The sequence below is a fragment of the Paenibacillus sp. AK002 genome (genome assembly GCF_053903045.1).
The window spans coordinates 3,859,770-3,884,248 of sequence record NZ_CP096377.1 but is presented as its reverse complement, the minus strand read 5'-3'; the positions used below and the strand labels follow the sequence as shown (position 1 = coordinate 3,884,248).

The following is a 24,479-nucleotide window of genomic DNA, read 5'->3' as shown; positions in this document are numbered from 1 at the left end:
TGTAATCCGATTCTTTTCTTACACCGGATTGGACAAATCGAGGTAGAACCTTATGACCATTTTCCTGATATGCGCAGCTTTAATTTTATCCATTGCATTGTTTCTGAGATATTATCTGCCATTCGGCCAAAGAGTATCTAGGGAGAAACGAAACGAATTTCGCAATCTCCCGAATTTTGACCGCAAACGTTTTGTGAATCCAATCCATACCTCCATGAGGATGGGAGCAGCGGACTTCAAGTCACTATTACGCGATTACATGAAACGTAATCCCAATCGGAAGCCGACTTCTCCATTACCGATTAAGCGAGTAGATCCCGCAAGTATACAACAACAAGCCCTAACACGTGTGACGTGGTTTGGACATTCGGCATTCATGCTGGAAATCGAGGGGAAAACGCTGCTGTTCGACCCTATGTTAGGAACGTCGCCATCCCCAATCCCTGTTTTTGGGAATCAACGTTATAGCAGGGATATTCCTATTGATCTGGACAAGCTTCCTCCCATTGACGCCGTCGTTTTGTCTCATGATCATTATGATCATCTGGATTTCAGTTCCATCCAGAAGCTAAAGAAGAAGGTTAAGCATTTTTATGTGCCGCTTGGCCTTGGTGGTCACTTGGAGCGCTGGGGGATCCCAAAATCGAGTATTACCGAACATAATTGGTGGGATGCATCCGGGTTGGACGGTCTACAACTCATCTGCACGCCAGCGAGACACTTTTCAGGGCGAAGCCTGTTTGACCGCGATTCGACCTTGTGGTCGTCTTGGGTCATTATCAGCAACAAGAGCCGAGTGTATTTCAGCGGGGATAGCGGGTATGGTCCTCATTTTCAAGAGATCGGTGAAAAATACGGACCATTTGATGTGACGCTCATGGAATGCGGTCAATATGACAAGCGTTGGGCGAACATTCATATGATGCCTGAAGAGACGGTGCAGGCTCATCTGGACGTGAAAGGGCAATTGTTGATTCCGATCCATTGGGCAGGGTTCACGTTGGCCTTGCATGACTGGAATGAACCAATCGAACGCGTGACTACGGCTGCTAAACAAAAGCACGTGCACATACTTACTCCTCTAATTGGGGAGTCGTTAGTAATAGCTCCATCGGAATATTCAACGGAGCCTGATCATGCTGTCGTTTGGTGGAGATAACAAAAACAGCGGCGATTTATCAACGTACATGCATTATTAATCCGCGGAATCCGCGGATTTTTTTGTTTCACCGATGAAGCCGCACCCGATTGCTGCGAAAGATTTTTCTGTAATTGCCTCATCCATATTGATCACTAGATTATGCCAATTTGTGTTAAAATCGAAAAAACTACTGTTCCGGATCGGAACCGTGGAATGGATCAGAGCATGCTCAGGAGGACATAGGATATGCAAAAACGCATTCTGCTCGTTGAAGACGACAACGACATCAATCAGTTGATTGAAAGCCAGCTGAAACAGGATCATTACAGCGTTGCATCTGCACGCGACGGCGAGGAAGCACTCGCGCTTTTTCAAAAAGAGAAGTTCGATCTGATCTTGCTCGATTTGATGCTCCCTAAGGTAAACGGCATGGAGCTGCTCAAACATATTCGAGAGACCAGCAAAGTTCCTGTTTTAATTATTTCTGCGAAAGGCAGCGACCTCGACAAGGCCATGGGCCTTGGGTTTGGCGCGGATGATTATATAAGCAAGCCTTTCTCCATGATCGAATTAACAGCCAGGGTTCAAGCTGCCATTCGGAGGGCAACGTTATACGCGGAAACGGAAAGCAAACCTGCCGAACCCCCCGTCATTGCATTTAAGGATCTCGTCCTGGACTTGCATTCGTTCTCCGTAAAAGTCAAAGGGAAAAGCGTGCCGCTCACCGCGAAGGAATTCCATATTTTGAAGCTGCTCCTAACCAATCACAGCAGGGTATTCACCAAGGAGCAAATCTATCAGCTCATTTGGGAAGAAGATTATTATGGGAATGAGAACGTGATTAATGTACATATTCGGAGACTCCGGGAAAAAATCGAAGAGGATCCGTCAGGTCCGCAATACATTCGGACGATTTGGGGAATCGGATATAAAATGGGGGATTAGCACATGGTCCTTCTTTTATCCGTCATCATTGCGCTATTGGTTGCAATCATCGCATGGCTATTTGTTTCAAAGAAGAAACAAAATCAAAGCATCCTCGAGACAGCGAATAAAATCTCCGATATTCTGGACCAGGACACAGCAGAGAAAGTGTTGGTGCCCACGGGCGACGATGCCGTCAGGCAGCTGCTCACACAGATTAACCGTCTGCTGGATAACAAACAGAAGGTATTTGCGGATTATGCCAGAACGAAGGACAGCCAAAAGAAAATGATCTCAAACATGTCCCATGATTTGAAGACGCCGCTGACGGTCATTCTCGGCTACACGGAAAAACTGAATCAGAAGAATACGTTGACCGCGCAAGACGAGGAGCAAGTCATTCAACGTTTGAATGAAAAAGTAAACAGTCTGATCGCCTTGCTTAATCAATTCTTCGACCTTGTCAAAATCGAGTCGGAGGATTATGATATTCCGCTTAGCAAAATATCATTGAGCGAGGTTTGCCGGAACAGTGTTCTTGAGTTTTACGACCTGCTGGCTTCGAGAAATCTTCGAGTTGAGATCGACATTCCGGAGCTGCCCTTTTATTTCCTTGGCAACAAGGATGCGCTGCATCGAATATTGAGCAACCTCATATCGAATTCCATCCGCTATGGAAGCGACGGAGGCGTGTTCGGGGTGACGGTTCGGGAAGAAGGAGAATACGTGGCCGTAGACGTGTGGGACCGTGGCAAAGGGATCGCTGAGGTTCATCACGAACGCGTATTCGAAAGGCTCTATACCCTGGACGATGCCCGGAACCCGCAATTTCAAGGAAGCGGGCTGGGACTCAGTATCTCCAAGCGCCTAACGGAAGAAATGAACGGACGAATCAGTCTAAGCAGCTCGGAGGCTGACAAAAAGACCATTTTCACATGCAAATTTAAGCAATTAACCTACTAATCTTAATCCATGAGATGTTGTCCTCTTGTTCAACGTCTCTTTTTTATTTCAGCCGCACGTTTCGATTCATTCTTAAGAAACATGTAAGGAACGGGAAAGGAATAAGTCCATTTTCAGGTCTATGATAAAGATAACAAAGGAAATCAAATTGTGAACACGGTGGTGGTCTTCGTGAATTACGTTATTCAAACTTCGGATCTGAGCAAAACCATAAAAGGGATGTCCATTGTATCGCGTGTCAATCTCAATGTGAGAAAGGATGAGATTTATGGCTTGCTGGGTCCAAACGGCGCGGGTAAAACAACCATCATGAAAATGCTGACGGGACTCATTCTTCCGACCTCCGGCGCGATCATGCTGTTTGGCAAGAATTTTTCAGAAACCTCCAAAGAAGGCCTCAAGCGGGTCGGGAGCATTATTGAATACCCGATATTCTTCGAGCACATGACGGCCATGGAGAATCTCCAAATTCATTGCGAATACTTGGGCTATTATGATAAGAGAGCTATACATCAAGCCCTGGACCTGGTCCAATTGGAAGGAATCGAAGATAAAAAAGTGAAGGATTTCTCGCTCGGCATGAAGCAGCGTCTTGGCATCGCCAGGGCCGCCATCACCAAGCCGGAATTGATCGTGCTGGATGAACCCACGAACGGACTGGATCCGATCGGCATTAAAAACATGAGGGATTTGATCCGAACACTGAACCAGGAATATGGGATTACATTTGTCCTGTCCAGCCATATCTTAGGGGAAATTGAGCAGGTTGCCGATAGGATCGGCGTCATTCAACGCGGTCAATTGGTCGACGAAGTCACGTTGTCCGATATTCGAAAGCAGCGTACCGATTATATTGAACTTATGACCTCGAATGTGCAGAAAGCCGCCTTTTTACTTGAGCATGAGCTTCGTATATCCAATATCAAAATCGTACAAGATCAGCGAATCCGAGTCTATGATAAGGACGTATCGACCAGTCAAATTACCAAACTGCTGATTGCGCATGAAATTGAAATCGAGGAGATCCAAAAATATAACAGTACATTGGAAGACTATTTCTATCATCAAATTCAGGGAAAGGAATGAATCCAATATGTTGAAATTAATCGAGCTGGAATGGAAGAAGCTGGATCGTAAGAAAGTGATCGGTGAAGCGATTACGTATTGGATCATTCTTATGTTCTTGCCGGTATTTTTTCTCAAGGTCGTTTTTGCCGATATGCCGATGATTCGTTTTGGAGAAAGTTATGCTGCCGCTCTGGAACTGATGATACCCATTCAGATGGGGTTTATATTGTTCGGAGCGTCCCTGATCAATCATGTATTCATTGAAGAATATAAGAATAAGACGATGGCTCTTTCATACGGATATCCGCTCAGCCGAAAAAGGCTCGTGATGGCCAAGGTGCTGTTCATTGTGTTGGCGGTTTTCTTCGGTACGCTGGTGTCCTTCGTACTTGGCGGTGTTACGACTTATGCGCTCAACCAAGTGATGGATGTCATCCCGGGAACGCCGACGGCAACTGACCTGGCGAATTATGCGATCCGAATGACCTTACACTCCATCGTTGTCGCGCTTGCCTCATTGATTCCGCTATTTTGGTTCGGGATATGGAAAAGAGCTGTCATCCCTACGGTCATTTGCGCCGTCTTCCTGATGCAGTTCCCTAATTTTCTCGGATTGCTGCGGATTACGCTGCATCCTGACTTTTTATATGCCATTTTCAGCGTATTGGGTGTGGCAAGCGTCATTTTATCGGTTAAATTCGTGAATAAACTAGGGGATTTGTAAGGAGGGGATGGCATCATGACACTTGAAGTGAAAACTGCTTTGTTACCTAATGGAGAAACGCTGAGTTATAGAGAAAGAACAGGTACGGAACCCTGCATGCTGTTGATTCACGGGAATATGGCTTCTTCGGAGCTGTGGGAACCCTTGTTGACGCATGCCGATATGACCCAACGCTTCATCGCTGTAGACTTGCGTGGTTACGGCGAGTCCAGCTATCAGAATCCCATTGGTGACATGAAAGACTTTTCCTCGGATCTGCATCAATTCGTAGAACAGCTTGGTCTGCGCCATGTTATGGTTATGGGCTGGTCGAATGGTGGAGGCATCGCCATGCAGTTTGCGGCAGATTATCCAGATCGCGTAAGAAAGTTGATTCTGCTTGCCTCTATCTCGACTAGAGGATATGCAGCCGTGAATTCCGATGGAGATCGTCTGAAGACTAAAGAGGAAATAGTCAAGGACCCAGGACTTGCCATGACGTTTCAAGCAAATCAGAGGCAGGACCGGGCTTACTTTGCTCAGGCGATGGACTACCTTTTGTTTCATGAACGTGAGTCTGATGCTGCCACCCGTGTGAAGTACATCGATGCCTGCATGAAGCAGCGTAACATGGTGGATGCTGCCGATGCCGCAAACCGATTCAATATCAGTTCCGTATCCAACGGACTCGCGGATGGAACAGGAGAGTTGGAGCGTATTCAATGTCCGGTCCTCGTCATTTGGGGCGTTAAGGATTTGATTACCACGCAGCAGATGACGGAAGAAATCAAAGAAGACTTTGCAAGTCATGGAAAGCCAGTTCAGTATGTATCCTTGGATGCAGGGCACTCCCCGCTAATCGATGATTTACATGGATTGGCCGCTGCCGTCCAAGCATTCATTGCTCAGCCATAGAAGGCTGAGCAATGATCTTGTCATACTGCTCGAAATCTTAAAACAAATACAGGGTCCTGACGATCTATTCGTCAGGACCCTATTACCATATTATGTCCGGTGGCATGAATCTCCAATCTTTATTCTGTATCTCTAAAGTTGTAAGGTAATCAATCAGATGTGACGCAAATTCTTTATTAATTATTCAAGATCTTCATCTTCTCCAATGTTGTCAGCGTTAATTGCTTTGCGAATGTACCGCTGCCGGCTGCATTCGTTGCGAACACCCAGGTCTCTTTCTCCGTTTCGATATATCCGACATACCAGCCAAGCCCCATATCGGACAGCCTCGAACCGGTTTTTCCATGAATTGTATATTCATCCTGTTCATCGTCGATCATCATCCGCTTGACCGTTTTCATCGTTTTCTTCTGAAAGGGCAAATTCTCTTCAACGAGCTTTTCGATAAATTCCGCTTGTTCTACGGCAGAGATCTTCAAACTGCTGTTCAGCCAGAATGTATCGATGCCTCCGGTTATGTCGCGATTACCATAATGGATTCGATTCACGTATTTCTGCATCAGCTCTTGGCCGATATCGCGAGCCATCGCCTGGTAATACCAAATCGCTGATTCCCTCATAGCCGAAGCGAGTGAGTGATCCCGATTCCAAACCGGAAACTCTCTTACGATACCGTCCCATCTTTTGACTTCGTATTCGTCAGCAACAGACTTGACTTCCAAACCGATGAGGGCATTTGCCACTTTAAAGCTGGATTCCGGAGTAAACCGCTGTTTACTTCTTTCAGAATTGAATGTGTATACTTGATCGGTCTTCAAATTCTTGAGGACCAGTGTCGCGTGGGACTTCCGGAAGATTTGTTCCAGTTCAAGCCCATGGGAGCTTGGCTTTGCATCGGCACTTGGCGAGTATGCGAACAAGCAAACGACTGCAAGAAATATAAAGATAAAAGCGGATAGGCGGTTTTTCTTATTCATCTGTAACATGGCTGCATCACTCCTAGAACATCTTATTTCGGGAATGGTCTCGATGGCCATCGAACAGAACAAATTCCCCATATCAAATGCATTTTGATACTATTAGTCTATGGTTACAGGTGCCGCAAGTAAATCTGATTATTTAACGTTTGTACCTATACAGATTGAGGAGAGGAAGAGGAGGCCATATGATCTATGCCGAGGTCATGAAGAGCATCGAGCAGCAAATCGATAATGGAGGGTTGAAACCCGGGAAGAGGCTGCCATCCATACGGGCGTTAGCCAAGCAGTTCGACTGCAGTGTGAATACCATCATCAAAGCATATTCAGAATTGGAAAAAAAACATAAAATCTATTCCGTCTCGAAAAGCGGTTACTATGTTGTAGAGCGGGTGCCTTTCGGACATTCAGGTTCAGCTAACACGGGAGTCATAGATTTTCTGTCAGCTGGCCCCGACAAGAATGCCATGCCTTACCGGGACTTTCAGCACTGCATCAATCAAGCTATCGAAGGTTATAAAGAGGAGATGTTTACCTATTCGGAGATCCAAGGGCTGCCTTCGTTAAGAGAGGAGCTGGCCCGGCATCTGCGAGAACTGCAAGTGTTTACGGTTCCTGACCGAATCTGCGTGGTATCCGGGTCACAGCAAGCGATTCATCTATTGATTTCGCTTCCCTTTCCTAATGGCAAAAAAAATATCTGCGTAGAACAGCCTACTCATGTCAGTATGATCGAGTCGATCAAGGTTCAGCAGGCCACGACTTACGGAATCGAAATAACGGAGAGAGGAATCGACATGGAACGGCTGGAGCATCTGTTCAAATGCAACGACATTAAATGTTTCTACACCGTGACCAGGTTTCATAACCCGACAGGCTGCAGCTATTCCAATAAGGAACGACGAAAAATCGTGGAGCTGGCCCAAAAATACGACGTTTACATTATCGAGGACGATTATCTAGGCGATCTCGATCCTGACAAGAACCAGGATCCGATGTTTGCTTACGATCCATCCGGAAGGGTCATATATATCAAAAGCTTTTCCAAAGTAATGCTGCCCGGCTTAAGATTGGGGCTTGCTGTTATTCCGAACTTCCTGCGTGAATCATTCCTTAGCGCCAAATTCGCTACCGATCTCCATACCCCGGTCCTTATGCAAGGGGCTTTGGAAATTTACTTGAAGAGCGGCATGTTCAAGGCTCATATCCAGCGCATGAGATCCGTCTACAGCAGGAAAGCGGCCTTATTGCAAAAGGCTTATCAAGAGAAGCTGCCGTCAAGCGCCGCATATTCGGTTTCTCAATCGGGATTCTATTCAACGATCCGGTTACCTGGTCTGCTTAAGGCCGGGATGTTGATTGAGGATTTGAAGAAGGAAAACGTATACGTAGACGATGCCCGAAAAATGTATCTTCCCGAGTTTGCCCAGGATTCGGTGATTCGCTTAAGCGTTTCGCAGGTAGAGGAGGAGCACATCGTAATCGGAGTCCAAACCATAGCTCGCGTTATAAAAGAGCAACTTAACAAAATGCCGCAAGTGAAATTTATATGATATGAAGAAACAATGAGATATTCATAGGAATGACATAGCAAATAAAAAGAAATATCAATTCCTTAATTCTATTATGATGAATATGAGTTGATTTGAGTGTGAAGGGGTGTATGTATGAGGTCTTTAGGGTCGTTGAATGTTGATGTAATTACATTGTTTGTGGAGGATTTGCACAATGTGAAGGTGTTCTATCAAGAAGTCTTTGGTTTTTCCGCTGTTTATGAGGACGATGTTTCTGCGGTGTTCAATTTCGGAAATATGAGCATTAACCTCCTGAATATCTCCGAAGCCCACGGTCTGATCCATCCTGGAACAGTCGCGAGCCGAGAATCCGGATCTCGGTTCCAGTTTACTATCCGGTTGGATGATGTAGATGCAGTATGCAGCGAATTGAAAACACGCGGCGTTACCCTGCTTAACGGTCCAATGGATCGGCCATGGGGTGTCCGAACCGCTGCCTTCACAGATCCGGCAGGGCATGTATGGGAGATTGCTCAGCAAATAATTTGAAAAAGTTAGTGAGTTTAATTTTAGGGGCAGCATTTGACACAAAAATGCTGTATTTATTCGTTAAGAAAAGCCTGATAACTCAGGCTTTTTGATTTCTTATCCAGCATATGAACAACTGAAAACGGAAAGATCCCTATCTATGAAGACTTCGAATGACGGATGGCTGCCTCGATGTAAGCCCTCAAATTTTTGATGAATGTGCGCATGGCATATCCCATAAATCTGTCGCTGCGGTAGATCAGACAAATGTCCTGAGAAGGCGTAGGATTCCTTAGATGCACGACTTTGATTTCTGTATTCCGAAGATTATCCAGTAAAAGTCGCGGCAGAACGCACGCGCCAACTCCGCTCTGTACCATCTGGAGGAGGGAGGATAATGTTGTTGTCACCATATGAGGCTGCACTGCAAAGCCGTTGTCCATGCAGAAGCGGTCGATCAGCTTGCGGCATTGATGATCGGGTGGAAACATGACCATATTCATGGAGCGCAGCCTGTTCAAGGGGATGAAGTTCTCCCCGGCAAGAGGATCGTCCCTATGCACAGCCAATGAGAATTCCTCGTGAAACAGGGGAATTGAAGTGAGACGTTCATCGATAACGGGTCCGATGGTTACGCCGATATCGATGCTTCGGTCCAAAACTTGTTCCGTTACCTTCATGGTTTCCAGAAGGGACAGCGAGATGGTGGGATAGGTCTGATGGAAATCCAGCAGCAAGGCATTAAACATGAGATCCGCGTCACCGGGCAAGACCCCAATCGATAGCGATCCACCTTGCATCTGCTTCAGATCGGCAATGGCATCGCCCGCTTGCTGCAGATGCCCGAACACGGCGGCAGCATGTTCATGAAGAATAGCTCCAGCGTCCGTAAGAATAATGGTTTTTCCCACGCGATCAAACAACAGAACCCCTAATTCCTCTTCCAATCTCCTGATCTGTTGGCTTACGTTGGGAGCACTGACTCCCATTTTTTCTGCTGCTCTCGAGAAGTGAAGCTCTTCGCATATAGCCATAAAATATTGCAGTTGTTTTAACTCCATCCTGCACACCTTGCCTTCCCTTGCATCCTTGAATGGATGTTTCACGAATATTGTGGCGTTATCTTCCTGATCTGTCAATTCATTATCGTTAACTTATACTTAACGTTCCGGTAATGTCCACTGCATTGATGTAACGTTCCGTGCGACCTATACTTGGGAGCATAACAAACGTTTTTTATGACAAAGGAGGAAATGAACATGTCCGAAGCGATAATCAATACGGCGAAGATTGGACGTCAAGTGGTGCTGCAGCAGGTGCAGGCTATACCGGAGGAGCGGTTCGACATACAAACTTCAGGATTTAACAACACCATCCGTTGGAATGTCGGCCATATCATTTATTGGATGGATACGTATACTACCCTGAGCTTTGGTTCCCCATCAGCCATACCGGACTCGTATGCTTTACTGTTTAACTCCGGGACCAAGCCCTCGGAATGGAAGGTGGCTCCTCCATCGAAAAAAGAGCTGGTCGAGATGTTAACAGCTCAGCTTTCACGCCTATCTGTGCTGAATTCGGATATGCTGGACGAGAAGCTTTCAACTCCGTACGTCATGGGACCGTTCCAATTCAGTACGGCTGGGGAGCTGTTCAACTTCGCGCTGCTTCACGAAGCCATTCACCTCGGAACGATATCAAGCCAGCTAAAGGTTCAGACGCGCTAATCAAAGCTTGGAAAGCGTAAACAAAGGCGAATGATCGACAGCTCCATGAATGGAGCTGTCATTTAAACCATAAGGAGGAAGCCTACATGAAAAAATCTGTAGAATCCGTATCAACCCGAACAACTGAAAGTTTTGAAGCTTTTAAGCAGGCATTAGAAACAGGGCATACAGCGGATTTTCTTGATAAGGTTACAGATGGTTTTCATTTCTTTGTTCCGCTCCCGCTAGATGGGTGGGATCACAAGCAGCAAGGCAAAGAGCGGTTCGAGGAATTGGTCAGGTTCGAGCGCTCCGTATTTCAGATGCAGCTGATTCCGCTCGTCTTGATTGAGAATGCGGATCACGGGATGGTGGTATTTCGCTCAGAAGGTTTGTTGAATGGCCGGTCTTTTAGTAATGAGCTTGCCATCGTATTCGAGTTCGAGGGAGAGCGGATCGCCTCCTTCCGCGAGTATGTAGGTATGCCGTTAAAAAACTATGAGGCCCCCTAAAACGCATGAAAAGCCGCCAAAATCGCGGCTTTTTTGGGCTAAAGATGATAAATAAAGCGAGTAGACAATTTGCAATATCAGTCACTCAGGTATCATGGGAGATTTACCACCCGATACGGATGATCAGGCCTTTCGGGTCGCCAACTTCAAGGTAAGCGGCCTGGCCGTTGACATCGTCATACGGAAAACCGTAGGCCAAGCGGTTAATGCTGTGGTCGTGCCAGAATTTTGCGTAATAATTGGCCGGGGCGGCTTGATAGTAATTCGAAACGTCATTCCAGTCGTTGGCCGTGTATACATGACGTTGAATGGCGGCACAAGTTGCCGCATCCGTTAAAGCGCCGTCGCACCGGAAAATATCCTGCGTGCTGTATGGAGCGTACCCGCCGAAATAGTTGCCATTCGCGCCACCCTGGGCAAAAGAACCGTGAATCGGCGCGACAATGCGATACGGTGCTTGAATCGTGGCCAACGATATGAAGGCGGCAGGAACTTCCGCCTGGAATTTGGCGAAGATACCGTTTCGGGTTTCGGATTCCAGCTCGCCTACAGTCTGGTCGAAGGAGCCGGATTTATTGACCAGACGATGCTGAAGGGGGAACCCGAATCCATCCGACGCGTGTCGTATTGCCGTGGTAGCCGGCGGCGTCAATCGTGAATTCAACGAAATCAAAATAAATATCGCGGTTTGGGTCGGTCGGATTGTTCAGATCGGGGCCGGCGAATCCATCGTTAAAGGTCTTCAAGTACAGAGGAGTGCCGACGCTAAGGAACATTCGGCCCGATGTGATCTGGGGCAATGTGACCCAAGAAGCATCGCTGACCTTATGATAAATGTTGGCGTAGTTGATGCCGTTCTTGGTTAAATGTCCTGGCGCATCATTCAAGGCGCTGGAGATCGGGATCAGATTGCCGTTAAGGTCCAAATAGCTCCACTGGTTGTTGACGGGATTGATGCCGAGAACGCCCCAGTATATTTGCTGGTCGGTATAAGCGCCATGGGTCCCGTTCAAGATCTTGACCGAGACGGCACCGTTTGGCGGCATGGGGATAGTGGATGGAAGAATGTCATATATGGAGCCGGAAGAAGAGGGAGGCGGCGTGGAACCGGCAGTGTGAGAAAATACACCGGTGTCATAGGCAGGGATCCCGTTATTGTAAGTAAACGAATACGTAATCACGTGGCCGGCGGCAATGCCTGTGATGGCCTGCTCATATCGGGATTTTCCGGCATGGTAAGACATTCTGAAATTTTGCTGTTCGCCGCCGTTCACTCGATAATGGACATCGACCCAGCTAGTGTTGACGGCGGATTTGAACCATACGGTGGCTGCGCCGCCGGATAATTCAACGCCCTGTGTATAGTCCGCAGCTTCGGCTCTCGTACCGAAAACGGACCAACTGGTCAGCAGCAGCGACAGAACCAACAGGTAACGCATTCCCTTCTGCATCATCAAAATTCCTCCTTTGAACTTAGGATTAAAACAACTTCGCAATTGGGACTGAAACGGCATCCCTCCTTTATTTTGGCTGATAGTTGGCTGACTGTAAGTGTCAATCCATGCGATGACAAAAAGATTATAATTCCGTTTTCCAAAATTTAGTAGTAGCGGAATTTCGGGATGGGGTTCGCCATTTCGGAAATGGAAATATGCGCGTGGTAATGACAATGGAAACATACCAAAAAGCAGCTTATCCTATGGATGAGCTGCTTTTTGGTATGCTTCGTTCATGTTTCTAAGATGTATAGGATAGGGTTAACCCAATCCCTCGAAATCGTGCAATCTGCGCACGCGGTAAGCGTTCATGGCGAATTGGCGCAGCTCCTCAAGTATGGTGTAATTCGCCCATGCGCCTGCGAAAGCGCCGATCCCGGGCACCATCTGCAGCATTTTCCGGAAATCCATGGCATCTCGATACTCGATCTGAAAGGTTTCCCAGTCCATATTCCGGGCATATTCGGTATCGGAGCGCCATTGTTCCTTTTCAATATGCCAACGCTTGACGGAATCGAGCAGTCTGGCACGGTTTTCGGGCCCCGAAAACGTCATTTGAAATACCTTGAGGATGAATACCCGCTCGGAGAAGTGTTTGGTGTCATAACCGTAAACATGCGCCAGCTCGAACAAAAATTTCATTTTGATCGCGATTAAAGCCGGAAAGTCTACCATGCTGAACATGATGCCGCCGGCTCCGGTACCCGCTCCTTCGGCAACCGCGATTTTTTGGTACAGAGCAAACAACTCTTTCGCTTCTTGATCGGCAGCTTCCAGTTCCAGAGTACGCTGGACCGACCGGCTAGGCGTATATTCCGCACCGAACAGTGCCGTACGCACGATCGATCGTATGGTGGTCGTGATGATGGTGTGCACCTTCGGGGGAATCCAATGATTAATCCGGCTGCCAATGGTTTTCGATGTTTTTTCCAGCCAACCCGGCGGTTTGAACATCTGGCGTTCCCAGTCGGCTATCTCCCTCTGTACTTTATGCTCGTAATTCATGATCAATCGCTCCTCTAAACGTCTTCGCTATATTGTAACGAATATCTCCGCGATTCGGAACAGACCACGGCAGGTAACAGACCTCGACTAAAGTCCAGTATCGGATTAAGGGTACAAGTCATGTTCACAGCTTTCTAATAACTTATAAATGGTTGTTAAAGCGGTTTTTAAGTCAGAAGTTTTGCATTCGTATCTGCGGTGTATCCATAATTTCAGTATCTTGTGCTCTTACTCGATATTCCCCAGAACATCTCTAAATTTGTGATACATTACCCTAGAAGCTTATTATCGAGGAGAGTGAATCTGTTATGCATAAAGTAATTGAACCCAAAATCCTTTACTTCGGGACTTCGGTTGTGCTCATCAGCACAATGAACGAAGACGGTACGTCCAACCTGTCTCCGATGTCGTCAGCCTGGTGGCTCAACCAATCGTGTATGCTGGGTATGAGCAGAAAATCGAAGACGGTTCAAAATTTGATCCGTGAACGGGAGTGCGTACTTAGTCTTCCGTCGGTTGACTTGATTCCTGCTGTGGATCGGCTGACGCTGTTGACGGGGAGCAACCCAGTCCCTGATTCTAAAGCAAAAAGGGGCTACAGGCATGAGGCGGATAAATTCGGAGTCGCTGGCTTAACACCACTTCCATCCCTAATCGTTCAGGCTCCGCGCGTCAAAGAATGCCCTGTGCAGCTGGAAGCCAAGCTTGTGAAGCTCCATGCATTTGAAGAACCAAGCTCGCTGGTTGCCATAGAAGTTCGAATTGAAAAAATCCATATCGAAGAAGAACTTCTTGTGACTGGTAACCCCAATTATATTGATCCTGCGAAATGGAATCCGATGATTATGAATTTCTGCGAATATTTCGGTCTGAGCGAGCAATTGTCTGCATCAAAATTGGCGCCGGTATTCGGACCGGATCCCGTAAAATAGTTGTTTATGGACAGTATAAGCTGAATCTTTCTTTCAAACCTTCTACGACTTGTTCAGGTATCTCCCTAACCTTGATATCCCCACCTAGAAATAGCAGCCAATTTGTGATTTCGGTCAATTCTTCCACCTTGTTCACATCGATAAAAGCCTTAAGAACGGCTGTGGTTTGGTAAGGATTCGTATATGCAATGGAAAACTTTACGGGATGGTACTTTTTGAACTGGGCTATCGCCTTTGGACCAAGATCAAGGACAAGGTTGATGAACTCTTCCTGCTTACTCAGCTGCTCTAAGATCTTTTTCTTGCCAACCCTTTTTTTCGTATGGAATCGTTTTATGTCAGAGAGATTGTCGACAGGAATAATCCGTCTCTTTTCTTCCGCTAAGTCAAAGCCTTCAATTAACCATAAGCTTTTTTCACGATAAAGGTGCAGGAGATAAATGGGATAAGACTTTATTTCCTTCTCTTCCTGGACGGAAACCAATAAATAGTTGTCCAGCAGAAGGAGTTGGATGAGTTTTTCTAACATCGGATGGGGCAGGTCGGACAGATCAAGCAAGTCGGGATTATGAGGATTGGTTCCTTCAAACAGCAATATTTGATTTAGTAGAACAAGATCGTCTTGCTGGTTCTCCGAGATGAGGCCGAGTAATTTTTCAGCCAAAGAATGGCGACTCTTTAGATAAGGGAGCTGTTGATTTCGAGTGGCCATAAAGGCGATAAACAAGGCTTTGATTTCAGTGTCGGTAAAGCGGACCGTGGGCAGGACGGAGTTGTTCATGACAAAATAACCCCCATCCCTGCCAACTTCAGCGACAAGCGGCATCCCCATGGCTTCGATTTCTCGAATATCTCGAATCGCCGTCGAGCGAGAAATGTTAAATTCGCGCATAATTTCAGAAATGGTAAAGTGGGCGCGGTTGTTGATATACCGCATGATGGTATTAATCCGCTCAACTTTTTTCATCGGACTCTCCTAAACAGTATCATTTTTTGACATGATTTAAGGTTATTATAAACCTATCAAGTGAAAAGACAAATCATTTGAAAAATTTTAAAAAAGGAAGGTTTTGAATATGGGGAATTATACGCTTGAGGAAAAAGACAGCTTTATCGTATTAGGTATTGGAACCGAACTTAAAAGCGATTACACGGATTATGCCGGCATCAACAAGGAAAAAACGGAATTTTGGGAGTCGGTGAAGCAAGACGGAAGACTGGACACCTTAAAGGCCGTAGCTGCTAATGATTACATTTTTGCCGTGAACGAGGCAGTCAATAACAAGATGATGTATTATGCCGGCGTCATGACGGAGGAGTCGTTACCAGAAGCTACTAGGGTAATTCAATTTCCTAAAGGCGAATACCTCGTTGTAAAAGGGGAAGGGAAAACCGCGGATGAGCTGGGCCATAAACTTACCGGCATTGCCTTTGGTCAAGTATTGCCGTCTGCCAAGGATTTTGCCTATGTCGGCGGGCCGAATGCAACGGTGGAGATGGAAGAGCGGGACGGCTTCGTATGTGGCGAATTGTGGATTCCCGTCGTAAGGAAATAAATAAGATCAAAGGAGAAGCGGCATGGCTTATATCGTTGATTTTAAAAATGTATCTACGGTTGGTTTGGAGTCTTCGCCCGCAGCGGAAGCGCTTGCTGGTTTACGAGCGAATGAGGCGCGTTACTTCATGAACAAATATAAGCATGAATTTACGGTTGTACCAGCCGGCGATAGCCAGGAGACTTTGGATTATGTGAACCGGATATTGAAAGAAGAACGAGATCTTGAGTTTGCGGCCAAACCTTTGGAGACGTCGCGTTTTCAAGTGGAAAACATCCAATGGGCTTTCGTCTTTTATGAGGATGGCCTCGCGGTCAATGTCATGTATACGGTTGATGATCCTAAGAAGCGGGCTGTCGGTTTTAAGCTTTCGGAGGGGATGGAGGTACCGCAGGAGTTGGAAGGGAAGTTTAAGTTTGCAAGGCAGAAGTCCAAATTAGCCGGAACCATTCGGGGCTCGTTCTTTGTAATTAAAAAGGAATACTAAGCGGTGAGCAGTCAAATAAATAACGAAAACCCAAAAAAGAACCTGAATCCTCTGATTTCAGGTTCTTTATTATTGCAATTACATAGACACGATGATACAATCGGAATGCGACACATTCGTGTATAAGGGTATAAATATCTCATCTTACAATTTAATTGTACCACGCTAAAAATACCCTTGTCAAATGTTTTTTTTCTCAATTTAATGGTTAGGAGAGATGTTGAATGCGTTCTTTGGTTCTCGATTTTCAAGACATGGAACAAAACCAGCTGTTGCTCGTTGGCGGAAAAGGAATGAATCTAGGGGAATTAGCAAAAATCGAAGGAATACACGTACCGGAAGGATTTTGCGTTACAACCGCGGGATATCAAAAAGCCATCGAACAAAACGAAACCTATCATGATTTGCTGGGACAGCTAGCCATGCTAAAAGCAGAGGATCGGGAGCGAATTGGTGAAGTCAGCAGGAAGATCAGGCAAATCATTATGGACGCAGAGATTCCTGCCGACGTCGTGAAAGCCGTAACTCATTATCTCTCTCGGTATGGCGAGGAACATGCTTATGCCGTTCGTTCCAGTGCGACAGCTGAAGATTTACCTCATGCCTCCTTTGCCGGTCAACAGGACACCTATTTAAATATCATCGGGACAGAGGCCGTCTTGCAGCATATCAGTAAATGCTGGGCATCCCTATTCACGGATCGCGCCGTGATCTACCGGATGCAAAATGGATTTGACCACAGTCAAGTTTATTTATCCGTTATCGTTCAAAGGATGGTTTTCCCGCAGGCTTCAGGGATACTATTCACAGCAGACCCGATGACATCCAATCGAAAGCTGCTCTCCATCGATGCCAGCTTTGGACTTGGAGAAGCGCTGGTCTCCGGTTTGGTATCTGCCGATTGTTACAAAGTACAGGATGAGGTCATCGTCGATAAGAGGATAGCCGCCAAAACATTGGCGATCTATGGACGACAGGAGGGCGGAACGGAGACCCGGTCGATTGCCCCCGATCAGCAAAAGATCCAAACCCTTACCGAACAACAAATTTTACGGCTGGCACGCATCGGAAGACAGATTGAAGCTTATTTCGGCCGGCCGCAAGATATCGAATGGTGCCTGGCCGATGACGTGTTTTATATCGTTCAGAGCCGGCCGATCACGACGTTATACCCGATCCCTGAAGCGAGTGATCAAGAAAATCGCGTCTATATCTCTGTTGGTCATCAACAAATGATGACGGATCCCATGAAACCGCTGGGATTGTCTTTTTTCCTGCTAACGACTCCTGCACCCATGCGCAAAGCTGGCGGAAGATTGTTTGTTGATGTCACACATCATCTGGCATCGCCTAACAGCAGAGAATTTTTATTAAATAGCATGGAACAACACGATCCGCTCATGAAAGACGCACTTATGACCATCATAGATCGAGGAGATTTTATAAAATCGTTACCCGATGATAAAAAAGAAGCGAGCCCCGTTAAAAGCAGTAATGCTATGCCGCCTGCCGGTGCTCCCCCACAATTCGAAAACGAGCCGACAATCGTTAATGATCTGATTCAACGAAGTCAAACATCGATCGAAGAGTTAAAACATAACATCGAGACGAAATCTGGGACGGATTTATTTGATTTCATTGTGGAAGATATCCAGCAATTGAAGAAGATTCTGTTCGACCCGCAAAGTTCGGCTGTCTTTATGGCTGCCATGAATGCTTCATCATGGATCAATGAAAAAATGAACGAGTGGCTAGGTGAAAAAAACGCAGCAGACACGCTTTCTCAGTCTGTACCCCATAATATTACTTCGGAAATGGGTCTGGCGCTGCTCGATGTCGCAGATGCGATTCGTCCTTATCCGGAAGTCATTGATTATTTGCAGCAAGTCAAACACGATGACTTTTTGGATGAGCTGGTTACGTTTGATGGCGGGCGAGAAGCCCGAGACGCGATCCGTGATTTTCTCAGCAAATACGGGATGCGATGTGCCGGAGAAATCGATATCACTAGAACACGTTGGAGCGAGAAACCCACTACGCTCATCCCATTGATTATGGGTAACATCAAAAACTTTGAGCCTAATGCCAGCCATCGAAAGTTTGAGCAAGGGCGACAGGAAGCGCTGAACAAAGAACAAGAACTCCTGGAACGATTAAGCCGATTACCGGATGGTGAACGAAAAGCCGCAGAAACCAAACGAATGATCGACCTTATCCGGAATTTCATTGGTTATCGGGAGTATCCGAAATACGGCATGGTTAATCGCTACTTCGTATATAAGCAGGCTTTACTGAAAGAAGCCGAACAACTTGTAGAAGCGGGCGTTATTCATGACAGAGAAGATATATATTATCTCTCTTTTGAAGAGCTTCACGATGTCGTACGCACAAATAAACTGGATTACCGAATGATCAACAAACGAAAAGACGAATACAAATTATATGAAAAACTGACTCCTCCGCGTGTGATCACATCGGATGGCGAGATCATTGTTGGTGAGTACAAACGGGAAAATATTCCTGCTGAAGCCATTGTAGGGCTGCCAGTTTCTTCGGGCGTTATTGAGGGAAGAGCACGTGTCATCTTAAACATGGAAGACGCTGATCTGGAGGAAGGAGACATCTTAATCACTGCCTTTACGGACCCTAGCTGGACGCCATTGTTTGTATCCATTAAAGGATTGATCACCGAAGTGGGCGGACTGATGACCCACGGGGCCGTTATTGCGCGTGAATATGGATTGCCTGCCGTAGTCGGCGTCGAGAATGCAACCAAAAGGATCAAGGATGGACAGCGCATTCGCGTGAATGGAACAGAGGGGTATGTGGAAATATTATAATAAACACCAACATGAAGCCGCGATTTTCGCGGCTTTTTCAATTATTGAACAACATCTAGGAAGCAGATGCCTTCCATGGATACTAATCGGCTGGGGTGATTGGCGGACTTAGGAAGCATATTATAAGTTACGTTTTATTCATGCAACTCTAAGGTTGCTTATTGACAAGCAACCCTGGGGTTGCTTATAATTGGACTATGAAGTGGGACAAAGACGCAATATTCAAAGCACTTGGTGATCCAACTCGGCGGCTTATGTTAGACGAATTATCCGAACGTAATGAGCTGACGTTGTATGAACTTACGGTACGTCTCATCATGAAGCACAACCTTTCCATTTCGCGGCAAGCGATAGCTAAACATCTTGCTGCATTGGAGGATGCCGGACTGGTCATAACAAAGCGTAAGGGGAAATATCGAGTCATTATCTTTAACAACGAACCACTGAAGAATTTGCTGAAAGGATGGATAGAGTAATTTTTAATTTTATAATGCTGGAGGAGGCCATAAAATCATGAAAATCATTGTAACCAGTATATTCGTGCAGGATCAAGACAGGGCAGTGGAGTTTTATTCAGAGAAGCTCGGATTTGTTATAAAGGAGGATGTTCCTGTCGGAGAATTCAGGTGGATAACGCTTGTTTCGCCCGATGTTCAAGACGGTACTGAGCTTTTGCTCGAACCGAATGAACATCCTGCTGCAAAGGAGTATCAAAAGAAGATCTTTGCCGAAGGCATCCCGGCAACCATGTTTGGCGTTGAAGATATTCGCAAAGAGTACGAGCGGTTAAGGGGAAAAGGCGTGAAGTTTACGATGGAACCGACAAAAATGGGCGAACTCACAATAGCTGTCTTTGACGATACCTGCGGGAACCTTATTCAGATCGTGCAGAAGTAACTTACGGATTTGTTAGATAACCCTGACTCTTCTGAATCGTGTAGGACAACAAGAACATGAAGACGATAAAAGCCGCATCGTATGCGGCTTTTTATTTATTTAGCATGCAAATTGCTGCCGTAACTCCTTGAGAAGAACTTGTCTACTCCCGCGCGGCGAGGTTCCATGAGCGAAGCATGCGGCAAACGAGCTGATCGCTCGGCCCCGGTGGTGACAGCTACGAAACTTTTTCTCGGTAGTCTTAATACCTTGCCAAGAATTCATGCTCAAGTCTCAAACAGGACCTCTCCTGTACGGGATACATCAAACCCCGGAATCGAACGCAGCTCCTTTTGGAAGGTGCCCGATTGCAGAATTTGCAAAAGGGCGGGAATCCAGGTCTGACTCCACGTGGTTTTAAGTATCACAAGATCATAACGCTCCTGAATCAAAGGAATAAAATCAATTTGACCGATTATCGAGGCTGCTTTCTCAATTCCAACGCCAACATCGGCTTCACCGGTAGCAACTTTCGTCGCCACACCGAGATGATTAGTCTGTATATGATCATAGCCGGAAAGCTGCTCCGGATTGATTCCGTGAAGGCGGAGCTGTTCGTCGAGCAATACGCGGGCGCCTGATCCCTTCTCGCGATTCACGAATCGCAGCCCGGAACGGTCTAAATCAGACCACCCTTTAAGACCGAAGGGGTTCCCCGGCTGGACATATAACCCTGCGCTTCTAGAAAGAAGATTGACGACCACATAGGAAGAACCAACGAGCAGCTTTCGAATATACGGAAGATTGTACTCACCGGTATCTCCGTCCAAGAGGTGCGTGCTGACGATATCAGACTCGCCTCTGTACATAGAGATTAAGCTGTCGAGGCTGCCGACAAATGAACGCAAGGGCCGAATGGCGGGGATTGTTTGTTCCATATGTTTGGCCAAGATATCTAGGCTAATGTCATGTCCGGTAATGACGATCGGGCGATTCCCACTGGTGAATGTAGGCGGTTGAATAGGTGAAGGCGAAAGCGCCTCAACAGGTTGGTTGGATACCGGAACCGTTCTCGTCCTTTGTTTGTAGGCCTCCAGGTCAGCAGCATCCACCCGCATTTGTTTGCCGACCCGATAAGAGGGCAGCTCCCCTTTTTTGATCAGATCATACACGGTAAGTTTGGATATTTTTAAGAGCTTGGCAATTTCCTCCGTTGTATAAGACATGTCATTGGACATATCATGTTCCTCCCGGTTAACTGTTTAAGTTGTTTAACATTTGAGGCTAATTATAACACAATTGAATGAATTCAAACGATTCTCCTGATTTCTTCCCTTTCCAGATTATATAGATATCATTAATTAGATATAAATAGATATATTTGGTTTACAAATAATTGCGCCTGAAAGTATAATGTTTATGCTTGATTATAACTAAATATAGTTTTTGGAGGAGGACCCATGATTAAACCGGCAAAGATTAGCGTGGTTTTATCTCTTGTATTAACCATGATATTAGTAATAGCGGGTTGCGGTACGGCAGCAAAAGACCATACCGATTCTCAAGCTGCGGATAAGAGTACGCCAACTTCGGCAGCAGCAAAAACGGTTGAATTGACCGTATCTGCGGCAGCAAGCATGACAGATGCTCTAAAGGAAATCCAGGAGGATTATAAAACAAAGAATCCAAATATCACATTGAATTTTAATTTTGGCGCATCCGGCGCATTGCAGCAGCAGATTGAGCAGGGAGCACCAGCCGACTTGTTCCTGTCAGCCGCAGCCAAGAACATGGAAGTGCTCGTGGATAAACAACTGATAGATGCAAATCAACAAAAAAATGTACTTAACAACGAGTTGGTGGCTGTCGTGTCTGCGGATGGAGAAGTACCGGTTGCAAGCTTTGCCGACTTGTCCAAGTCCGAAATAAAGAATATTGCCATTGGCATTCCTGAAAGTGTGCCTGCGGGAAGTTACGCTAAAGAGGCACTTACAAAAACGAACTTCTGGGATTCGCTCCAATCCAAGATCGTACAAGGTAAAGACGTACGTCAAGTTCTTCAATATGTAGCAACGGGTAATGCAGATGTCGGGTTTGTGTATAAAACGGACGCATTAACCTCTGACAAAGTGAAGATTGCTTTTGCTGTGGATCCCGCAACATACACGCCTGTTGAATATCCGATTGGAATCGTAAAGGCAACGAAACATCGAAAAGAGGCTGAGGATTTCTACACTTATTTGCAGACTCAAGAAGCGCTGGACGTCTTTGTGAAGTACGGATTCTCCGTTCTGAATTGATTAGGGCCAATATGAATTGGAACGAATTCTGGTTACCGATTAAACTGTCACTACAGGTTTCCGTACTGTCCAGCCTAACGGTTGTCCTGATTGGAGTGGCTGCTGCCTGTTGGATGTCACGCAAATCCTTTAAAGGCAAAACGATTCTTGAGACCGCCTTTATGCTCCCGTTAGTTCTTCCGCCAACCGTGGTTGGTTTTGTGCTATTAGTCATACTAGGTCGAAAAAGCTGGTTTGGACAATGGATAGAATGGCTCTTTGCCGCGCCCGTCATTTTTTCTTGGTGGGCTGGCGTGATCGCTTCGGTCGTCGTAGCCTTCCCGCTGGTCTACCAAACGATGAAGGTAGGATTTTCTTCTGTCCATCGGGATGTCGAGGAAGCAGCTCGATCAAACGGAGCTAATGAGTGGCAGGTCTTCAGGTATATAACGCTTCCTTTGACTTATCGCTCGTTGGTAACTGCCTATATTCTTGGATTTGCTCGTGGACTTGGTGAATTCGGAGCAACGTTAATGATAGCAGGCAATATTCCGGGCAAAACGCAGACCATTCCTACGGCCATATTCGTTGCAGTTGATGCGGGCAATACGACGATGGCATGGGCTTGGACAGGATCCATGATCATGATTTCCTTTATAATGTTGCTTCTTACGAGGCGAAGTGATCAATAAAAGTCGCTAAACTGGTCATAACCCTGTCAAGTAGACAGTACAAAAAAGACAAGATTTAAGCTGCGGCCGTTTCCCGGTATTCTACCGGGGAACGGTCGTTTAATTTTTTCTGGAATCGGTTCTGGTTATAGAACAGAATGTATTCACTCACTTGCTGTTCAACCTCAGCTTTGTTTGCTGCCTCATTCAAGTATATTTTCTCGCTCTTCAAATGAGAGAAGAAAGACTCGATACAGGCATTGTCCAGGCAATTTCCTCGCCTAGAGTGACTGCCTAGCATGCCGAGTTGTTTCAGTTTACGGTTAAATGGTTTTGACGTGTATTGAAATCCTTGATCTGAGTGTAGGATTACCCCACTCACATCCACGTGCTGACGGAGTCTATCCAGCGTTTCATGAACCAAAGCGAGGTCATTTCGTTCCGATAAATGCCAAGCTACAATCTCGTTATTGTATAAATCCTGAATCACAGACAGGTACACAAATTGTTCTCCAGCACGAATATAGGTAATATCTGTGACCAGTTTAGTTCGTGGCGTATCCGCCTTAAACTGGCGTTGAAGCCGATTCGGATTCACCACGGAAGCTTGTTTTCCAAAGAATCGACGCTTCTTCCGAATGACAGAACAGATTTCTAATTGTTTCATTAATCGATACACCTTTTTGTGGTTGACCCTAATGCCTTCCCTCCGTAAAGCTACCGTCATTCGAAGATAACCAAAGTAGGGATGAATGCGATGGATGGCAAGCAGATGGGATTCCAATTCATGCTGCTTTTGTCTACGTTCTTTTGCCGCTTGCAAGCTCTTTCTCCACTTGTAATAGCCTGAACGGGAAACCGCGGCTAACTTCAAGAGCCAAACAAGACGATGGCGTACTCGCAAGTCCTCTATGATCTGAAATCTAGCAGCTTTACTCGTCACTCCTTGTGCAGATTTGGATACTGCTTTTTTAAATATTCAATCTCCGCTCGCAAGTATGCCATCTCTTCTTCCATACTGGAAAACTTCGTTCTGGGGCGTCCCCGTTTGGATGTGGCAGGTTCTAGGCTCATTCCACGTTTCGTTTTCGCCGCCCATACTTGTACTTGAGATTTATTTTGAATACCTAAACGTTTTGCTACTTCACGAATACTCATATGTTCTTCATTGACCAGTCGGGCCGCCTCCAATTTTAATTCCAAGGAGTACCGTTGGTAAGTTTGTCCTTTTTTAGCCATGAAAAAATCCCCTTCGTTAGGCAAGATTAAGTCCATCTTAACAGATGTCTTTTTTCTCTTGTCTACTAAAAGGGGATAATACCAAACACAGCGGCTTTTTTTCATGTCTCGGAACTTCATGAATATTGATTTCTTTCAAAAAAAGGG

At 46.0% G+C, this 24,479-nt stretch carries 24 protein-coding genes and 1 pseudogene; 18 read left to right on the top strand and 7 right to left on the bottom strand.

Annotation, left to right across the window (positions count from 1 at the left end):
* The first annotated feature begins 52 nt into the window (after window positions 1–52).
* The 6 genes from M1D70_RS17055 (at window position 53) to phaZ (ending at window position 5,714) form a co-directional block, all read left to right on the top strand.
* Window positions 53–1,159 carry an MBL fold metallo-hydrolase gene (locus tag M1D70_RS17055; RefSeq protein WP_456287422.1) on the top strand — a complete coding sequence of 369 codons (1,107 nt, stop codon included), beginning with the start codon at window positions 53–55 and terminating at the stop codon, window positions 1,157–1,159.
* Between the two features lie 228 nt (window positions 1,160–1,387).
* Window positions 1,388–2,086, top strand: coding sequence for a response regulator transcription factor (locus M1D70_RS17050; protein WP_009592452.1), 699 nt, complete (start codon window positions 1,388–1,390; stop codon window positions 2,084–2,086).
* A gap of 3 nt (window positions 2,087–2,089) precedes the next feature.
* The gene (locus M1D70_RS17045) at window positions 2,090–3,028 is read left to right on the top strand and encodes a sensor histidine kinase (RefSeq protein ID WP_456287421.1); all 939 of its coding nucleotides are present in this window, start codon (window positions 2,090–2,092) and stop codon (window positions 3,026–3,028) included.
* Window positions 3,029–3,199: 171 nt separating this feature from the next.
* Window positions 3,200–4,114: an ABC transporter ATP-binding protein gene (locus M1D70_RS17040; protein WP_456290455.1), complete on the top strand. Its 915-nt coding sequence runs from the start codon at window positions 3,200–3,202 to the stop codon at window positions 4,112–4,114.
* A gap of 7 nt (window positions 4,115–4,121) precedes the next feature.
* Window positions 4,122–4,820 carry an ABC transporter permease gene (locus M1D70_RS17035; protein WP_456287420.1) on the top strand — a complete coding sequence of 233 codons (699 nt, stop codon included), beginning with the start codon at window positions 4,122–4,124 and terminating at the stop codon, window positions 4,818–4,820.
* Between the two features lie 15 nt (window positions 4,821–4,835).
* Window positions 4,836–5,714, top strand: coding sequence for an intracellular short-chain-length polyhydroxyalkanoate depolymerase (gene phaZ, locus M1D70_RS17030; RefSeq protein WP_456287419.1), 879 nt, complete (start codon window positions 4,836–4,838; stop codon window positions 5,712–5,714).
* A 176-nt stretch (window positions 5,715–5,890) separates the two neighbouring features.
* On the opposite strand, the gene blaOXA is transcribed toward phaZ, so the two are convergent.
* On the bottom strand, window positions 5,891–6,700 hold the full coding sequence (blaOXA, locus tag M1D70_RS17025) for a class D beta-lactamase (protein ID WP_456287418.1): 810 nt from the start codon (window positions 6,698–6,700) through the stop codon (window positions 5,891–5,893).
* A gap of 179 nt (window positions 6,701–6,879) precedes the next feature.
* Between blaOXA and M1D70_RS17020 the strand changes: the two genes are divergently transcribed.
* Both M1D70_RS17020 and M1D70_RS17015 read left to right on the top strand, forming a co-directional pair.
* Window positions 6,880–8,244: an aminotransferase-like domain-containing protein gene (locus tag M1D70_RS17020; RefSeq protein ID WP_456287417.1), complete on the top strand. Its 1,365-nt coding sequence runs from the start codon at window positions 6,880–6,882 to the stop codon at window positions 8,242–8,244.
* 114 nt (window positions 8,245–8,358) lie between these two features.
* A complete protein-coding gene (locus tag M1D70_RS17015; protein ID WP_036672347.1) occupies window positions 8,359–8,754 on the top strand; it encodes a VOC family protein in 396 nt (131 codons plus the stop codon).
* Window positions 8,755–8,891: 137 nt separating this feature from the next.
* On the opposite strand, the gene M1D70_RS17010 is transcribed toward M1D70_RS17015, so the two are convergent.
* On the bottom strand, window positions 8,892–9,794 hold the full coding sequence (locus M1D70_RS17010) for a LysR family transcriptional regulator (RefSeq protein ID WP_456287416.1): 903 nt from the start codon (window positions 9,792–9,794) through the stop codon (window positions 8,892–8,894).
* 198 nt (window positions 9,795–9,992) lie between these two features.
* Between M1D70_RS17010 and M1D70_RS17005 the strand changes: the two genes are divergently transcribed.
* Together M1D70_RS17005 and M1D70_RS17000 are read left to right on the top strand one after the other, a co-directional pair.
* Entirely contained in the window at window positions 9,993–10,460 is a 468-nt protein-coding gene (locus M1D70_RS17005; RefSeq protein WP_009592499.1) for a DinB family protein, read from the top strand.
* A gap of 86 nt (window positions 10,461–10,546) precedes the next feature.
* Complete coding sequence (locus tag M1D70_RS17000) at window positions 10,547–10,951, top strand: nuclear transport factor 2 family protein (RefSeq protein WP_009592550.1); 405 nt, start codon at window positions 10,547–10,549, stop codon at window positions 10,949–10,951.
* A gap of 103 nt (window positions 10,952–11,054) precedes the next feature.
* On the opposite strand, the pseudogene M1D70_RS16995 reads toward M1D70_RS17000, so the two are convergent.
* Window positions 11,055–12,405: pseudogene (locus tag M1D70_RS16995) on the bottom strand (glycoside hydrolase family 64 protein).
* A gap of 303 nt (window positions 12,406–12,708) precedes the next feature.
* Window positions 12,709–13,452, bottom strand: a complete 744-nt coding sequence (locus M1D70_RS16990; RefSeq protein WP_456287415.1) for an EcsC family protein — start codon at window positions 13,450–13,452, stop codon at window positions 12,709–12,711.
* Between the two features lie 308 nt (window positions 13,453–13,760).
* Here M1D70_RS16990 and M1D70_RS16985 point away from each other — a divergent pair, with 308 nt between their 5' ends.
* Window positions 13,761–14,384 carry a flavin reductase family protein gene (locus M1D70_RS16985; protein WP_456287414.1) on the top strand — a complete coding sequence of 208 codons (624 nt, stop codon included), beginning with the start codon at window positions 13,761–13,763 and terminating at the stop codon, window positions 14,382–14,384.
* A gap of 4 nt (window positions 14,385–14,388) precedes the next feature.
* On the opposite strand, the gene M1D70_RS16980 is transcribed toward M1D70_RS16985, so the two are convergent.
* A complete protein-coding gene (locus M1D70_RS16980; protein WP_456287413.1) occupies window positions 14,389–15,351 on the bottom strand; it encodes a helix-turn-helix transcriptional regulator in 963 nt (320 codons plus the stop codon).
* Window positions 15,352–15,460: 109 nt separating this feature from the next.
* On the opposite strand from M1D70_RS16980, the gene M1D70_RS16975 reads away from it, so the two are divergent.
* The 5 genes from M1D70_RS16975 to M1D70_RS16955 all read left to right on the top strand — a co-directional run bounded on the left by M1D70_RS16975 (window position 15,461) and on the right by M1D70_RS16955 (window position 20,164).
* Entirely contained in the window at window positions 15,461–15,940 is a 480-nt protein-coding gene (locus tag M1D70_RS16975) for a GyrI-like domain-containing protein (RefSeq protein WP_456287412.1), read from the top strand.
* A gap of 22 nt (window positions 15,941–15,962) precedes the next feature.
* Window positions 15,963–16,427: a hypothetical protein gene (locus M1D70_RS16970; RefSeq protein ID WP_009592531.1), complete on the top strand. Its 465-nt coding sequence runs from the start codon at window positions 15,963–15,965 to the stop codon at window positions 16,425–16,427.
* A 224-nt stretch (window positions 16,428–16,651) separates the two neighbouring features.
* Window positions 16,652–19,267, top strand: coding sequence for a phosphoenolpyruvate synthase (gene ppsA / locus M1D70_RS16965; protein WP_456287411.1), 2,616 nt, complete (start codon window positions 16,652–16,654; stop codon window positions 19,265–19,267).
* A 197-nt stretch (window positions 19,268–19,464) separates the two neighbouring features.
* Window positions 19,465–19,743: an ArsR/SmtB family transcription factor gene (locus M1D70_RS16960; protein ID WP_036661013.1), complete on the top strand. Its 279-nt coding sequence runs from the start codon at window positions 19,465–19,467 to the stop codon at window positions 19,741–19,743.
* A 37-nt stretch (window positions 19,744–19,780) separates the two neighbouring features.
* Window positions 19,781–20,164, top strand: coding sequence for a VOC family protein (locus M1D70_RS16955; protein WP_009591311.1), 384 nt, complete (start codon window positions 19,781–19,783; stop codon window positions 20,162–20,164).
* Window positions 20,165–20,430: 266 nt separating this feature from the next.
* Here M1D70_RS16955 and M1D70_RS16950 read toward each other — a convergent pair whose 3' ends face one another.
* Window positions 20,431–21,381, bottom strand: coding sequence for a substrate-binding domain-containing protein (locus tag M1D70_RS16950; protein ID WP_456287410.1), 951 nt, complete (start codon window positions 21,379–21,381; stop codon window positions 20,431–20,433).
* 222 nt (window positions 21,382–21,603) lie between these two features.
* Between M1D70_RS16950 and modA the strand changes: the two genes are divergently transcribed.
* Together modA and modB are read left to right on the top strand one after the other, a co-directional pair.
* The gene (modA, locus tag M1D70_RS16945; protein ID WP_456287409.1) at window positions 21,604–22,443 is read left to right on the top strand and encodes a molybdate ABC transporter substrate-binding protein; all 840 of its coding nucleotides are present in this window, start codon (window positions 21,604–21,606) and stop codon (window positions 22,441–22,443) included.
* Window positions 22,444–22,454: 11 nt separating this feature from the next.
* Window positions 22,455–23,114: a molybdate ABC transporter permease subunit gene (gene modB, locus M1D70_RS16940; protein ID WP_456287408.1), complete on the top strand. Its 660-nt coding sequence runs from the start codon at window positions 22,455–22,457 to the stop codon at window positions 23,112–23,114.
* A gap of 55 nt (window positions 23,115–23,169) precedes the next feature.
* Here the strand turns inward: modB and M1D70_RS16935 are convergent.
* A protein-coding gene (locus M1D70_RS16935) for an IS3 family transposase (RefSeq protein WP_456287407.1) occupies window positions 23,170–24,332 on the bottom strand; the annotation gives its coding sequence in 2 pieces (ribosomal slippage) (window positions 23,170–24,068 and window positions 24,068–24,332; 1,164 coding nt in all).
* Between the last annotated feature and the right edge of the window lie 147 nt (window positions 24,333–24,479).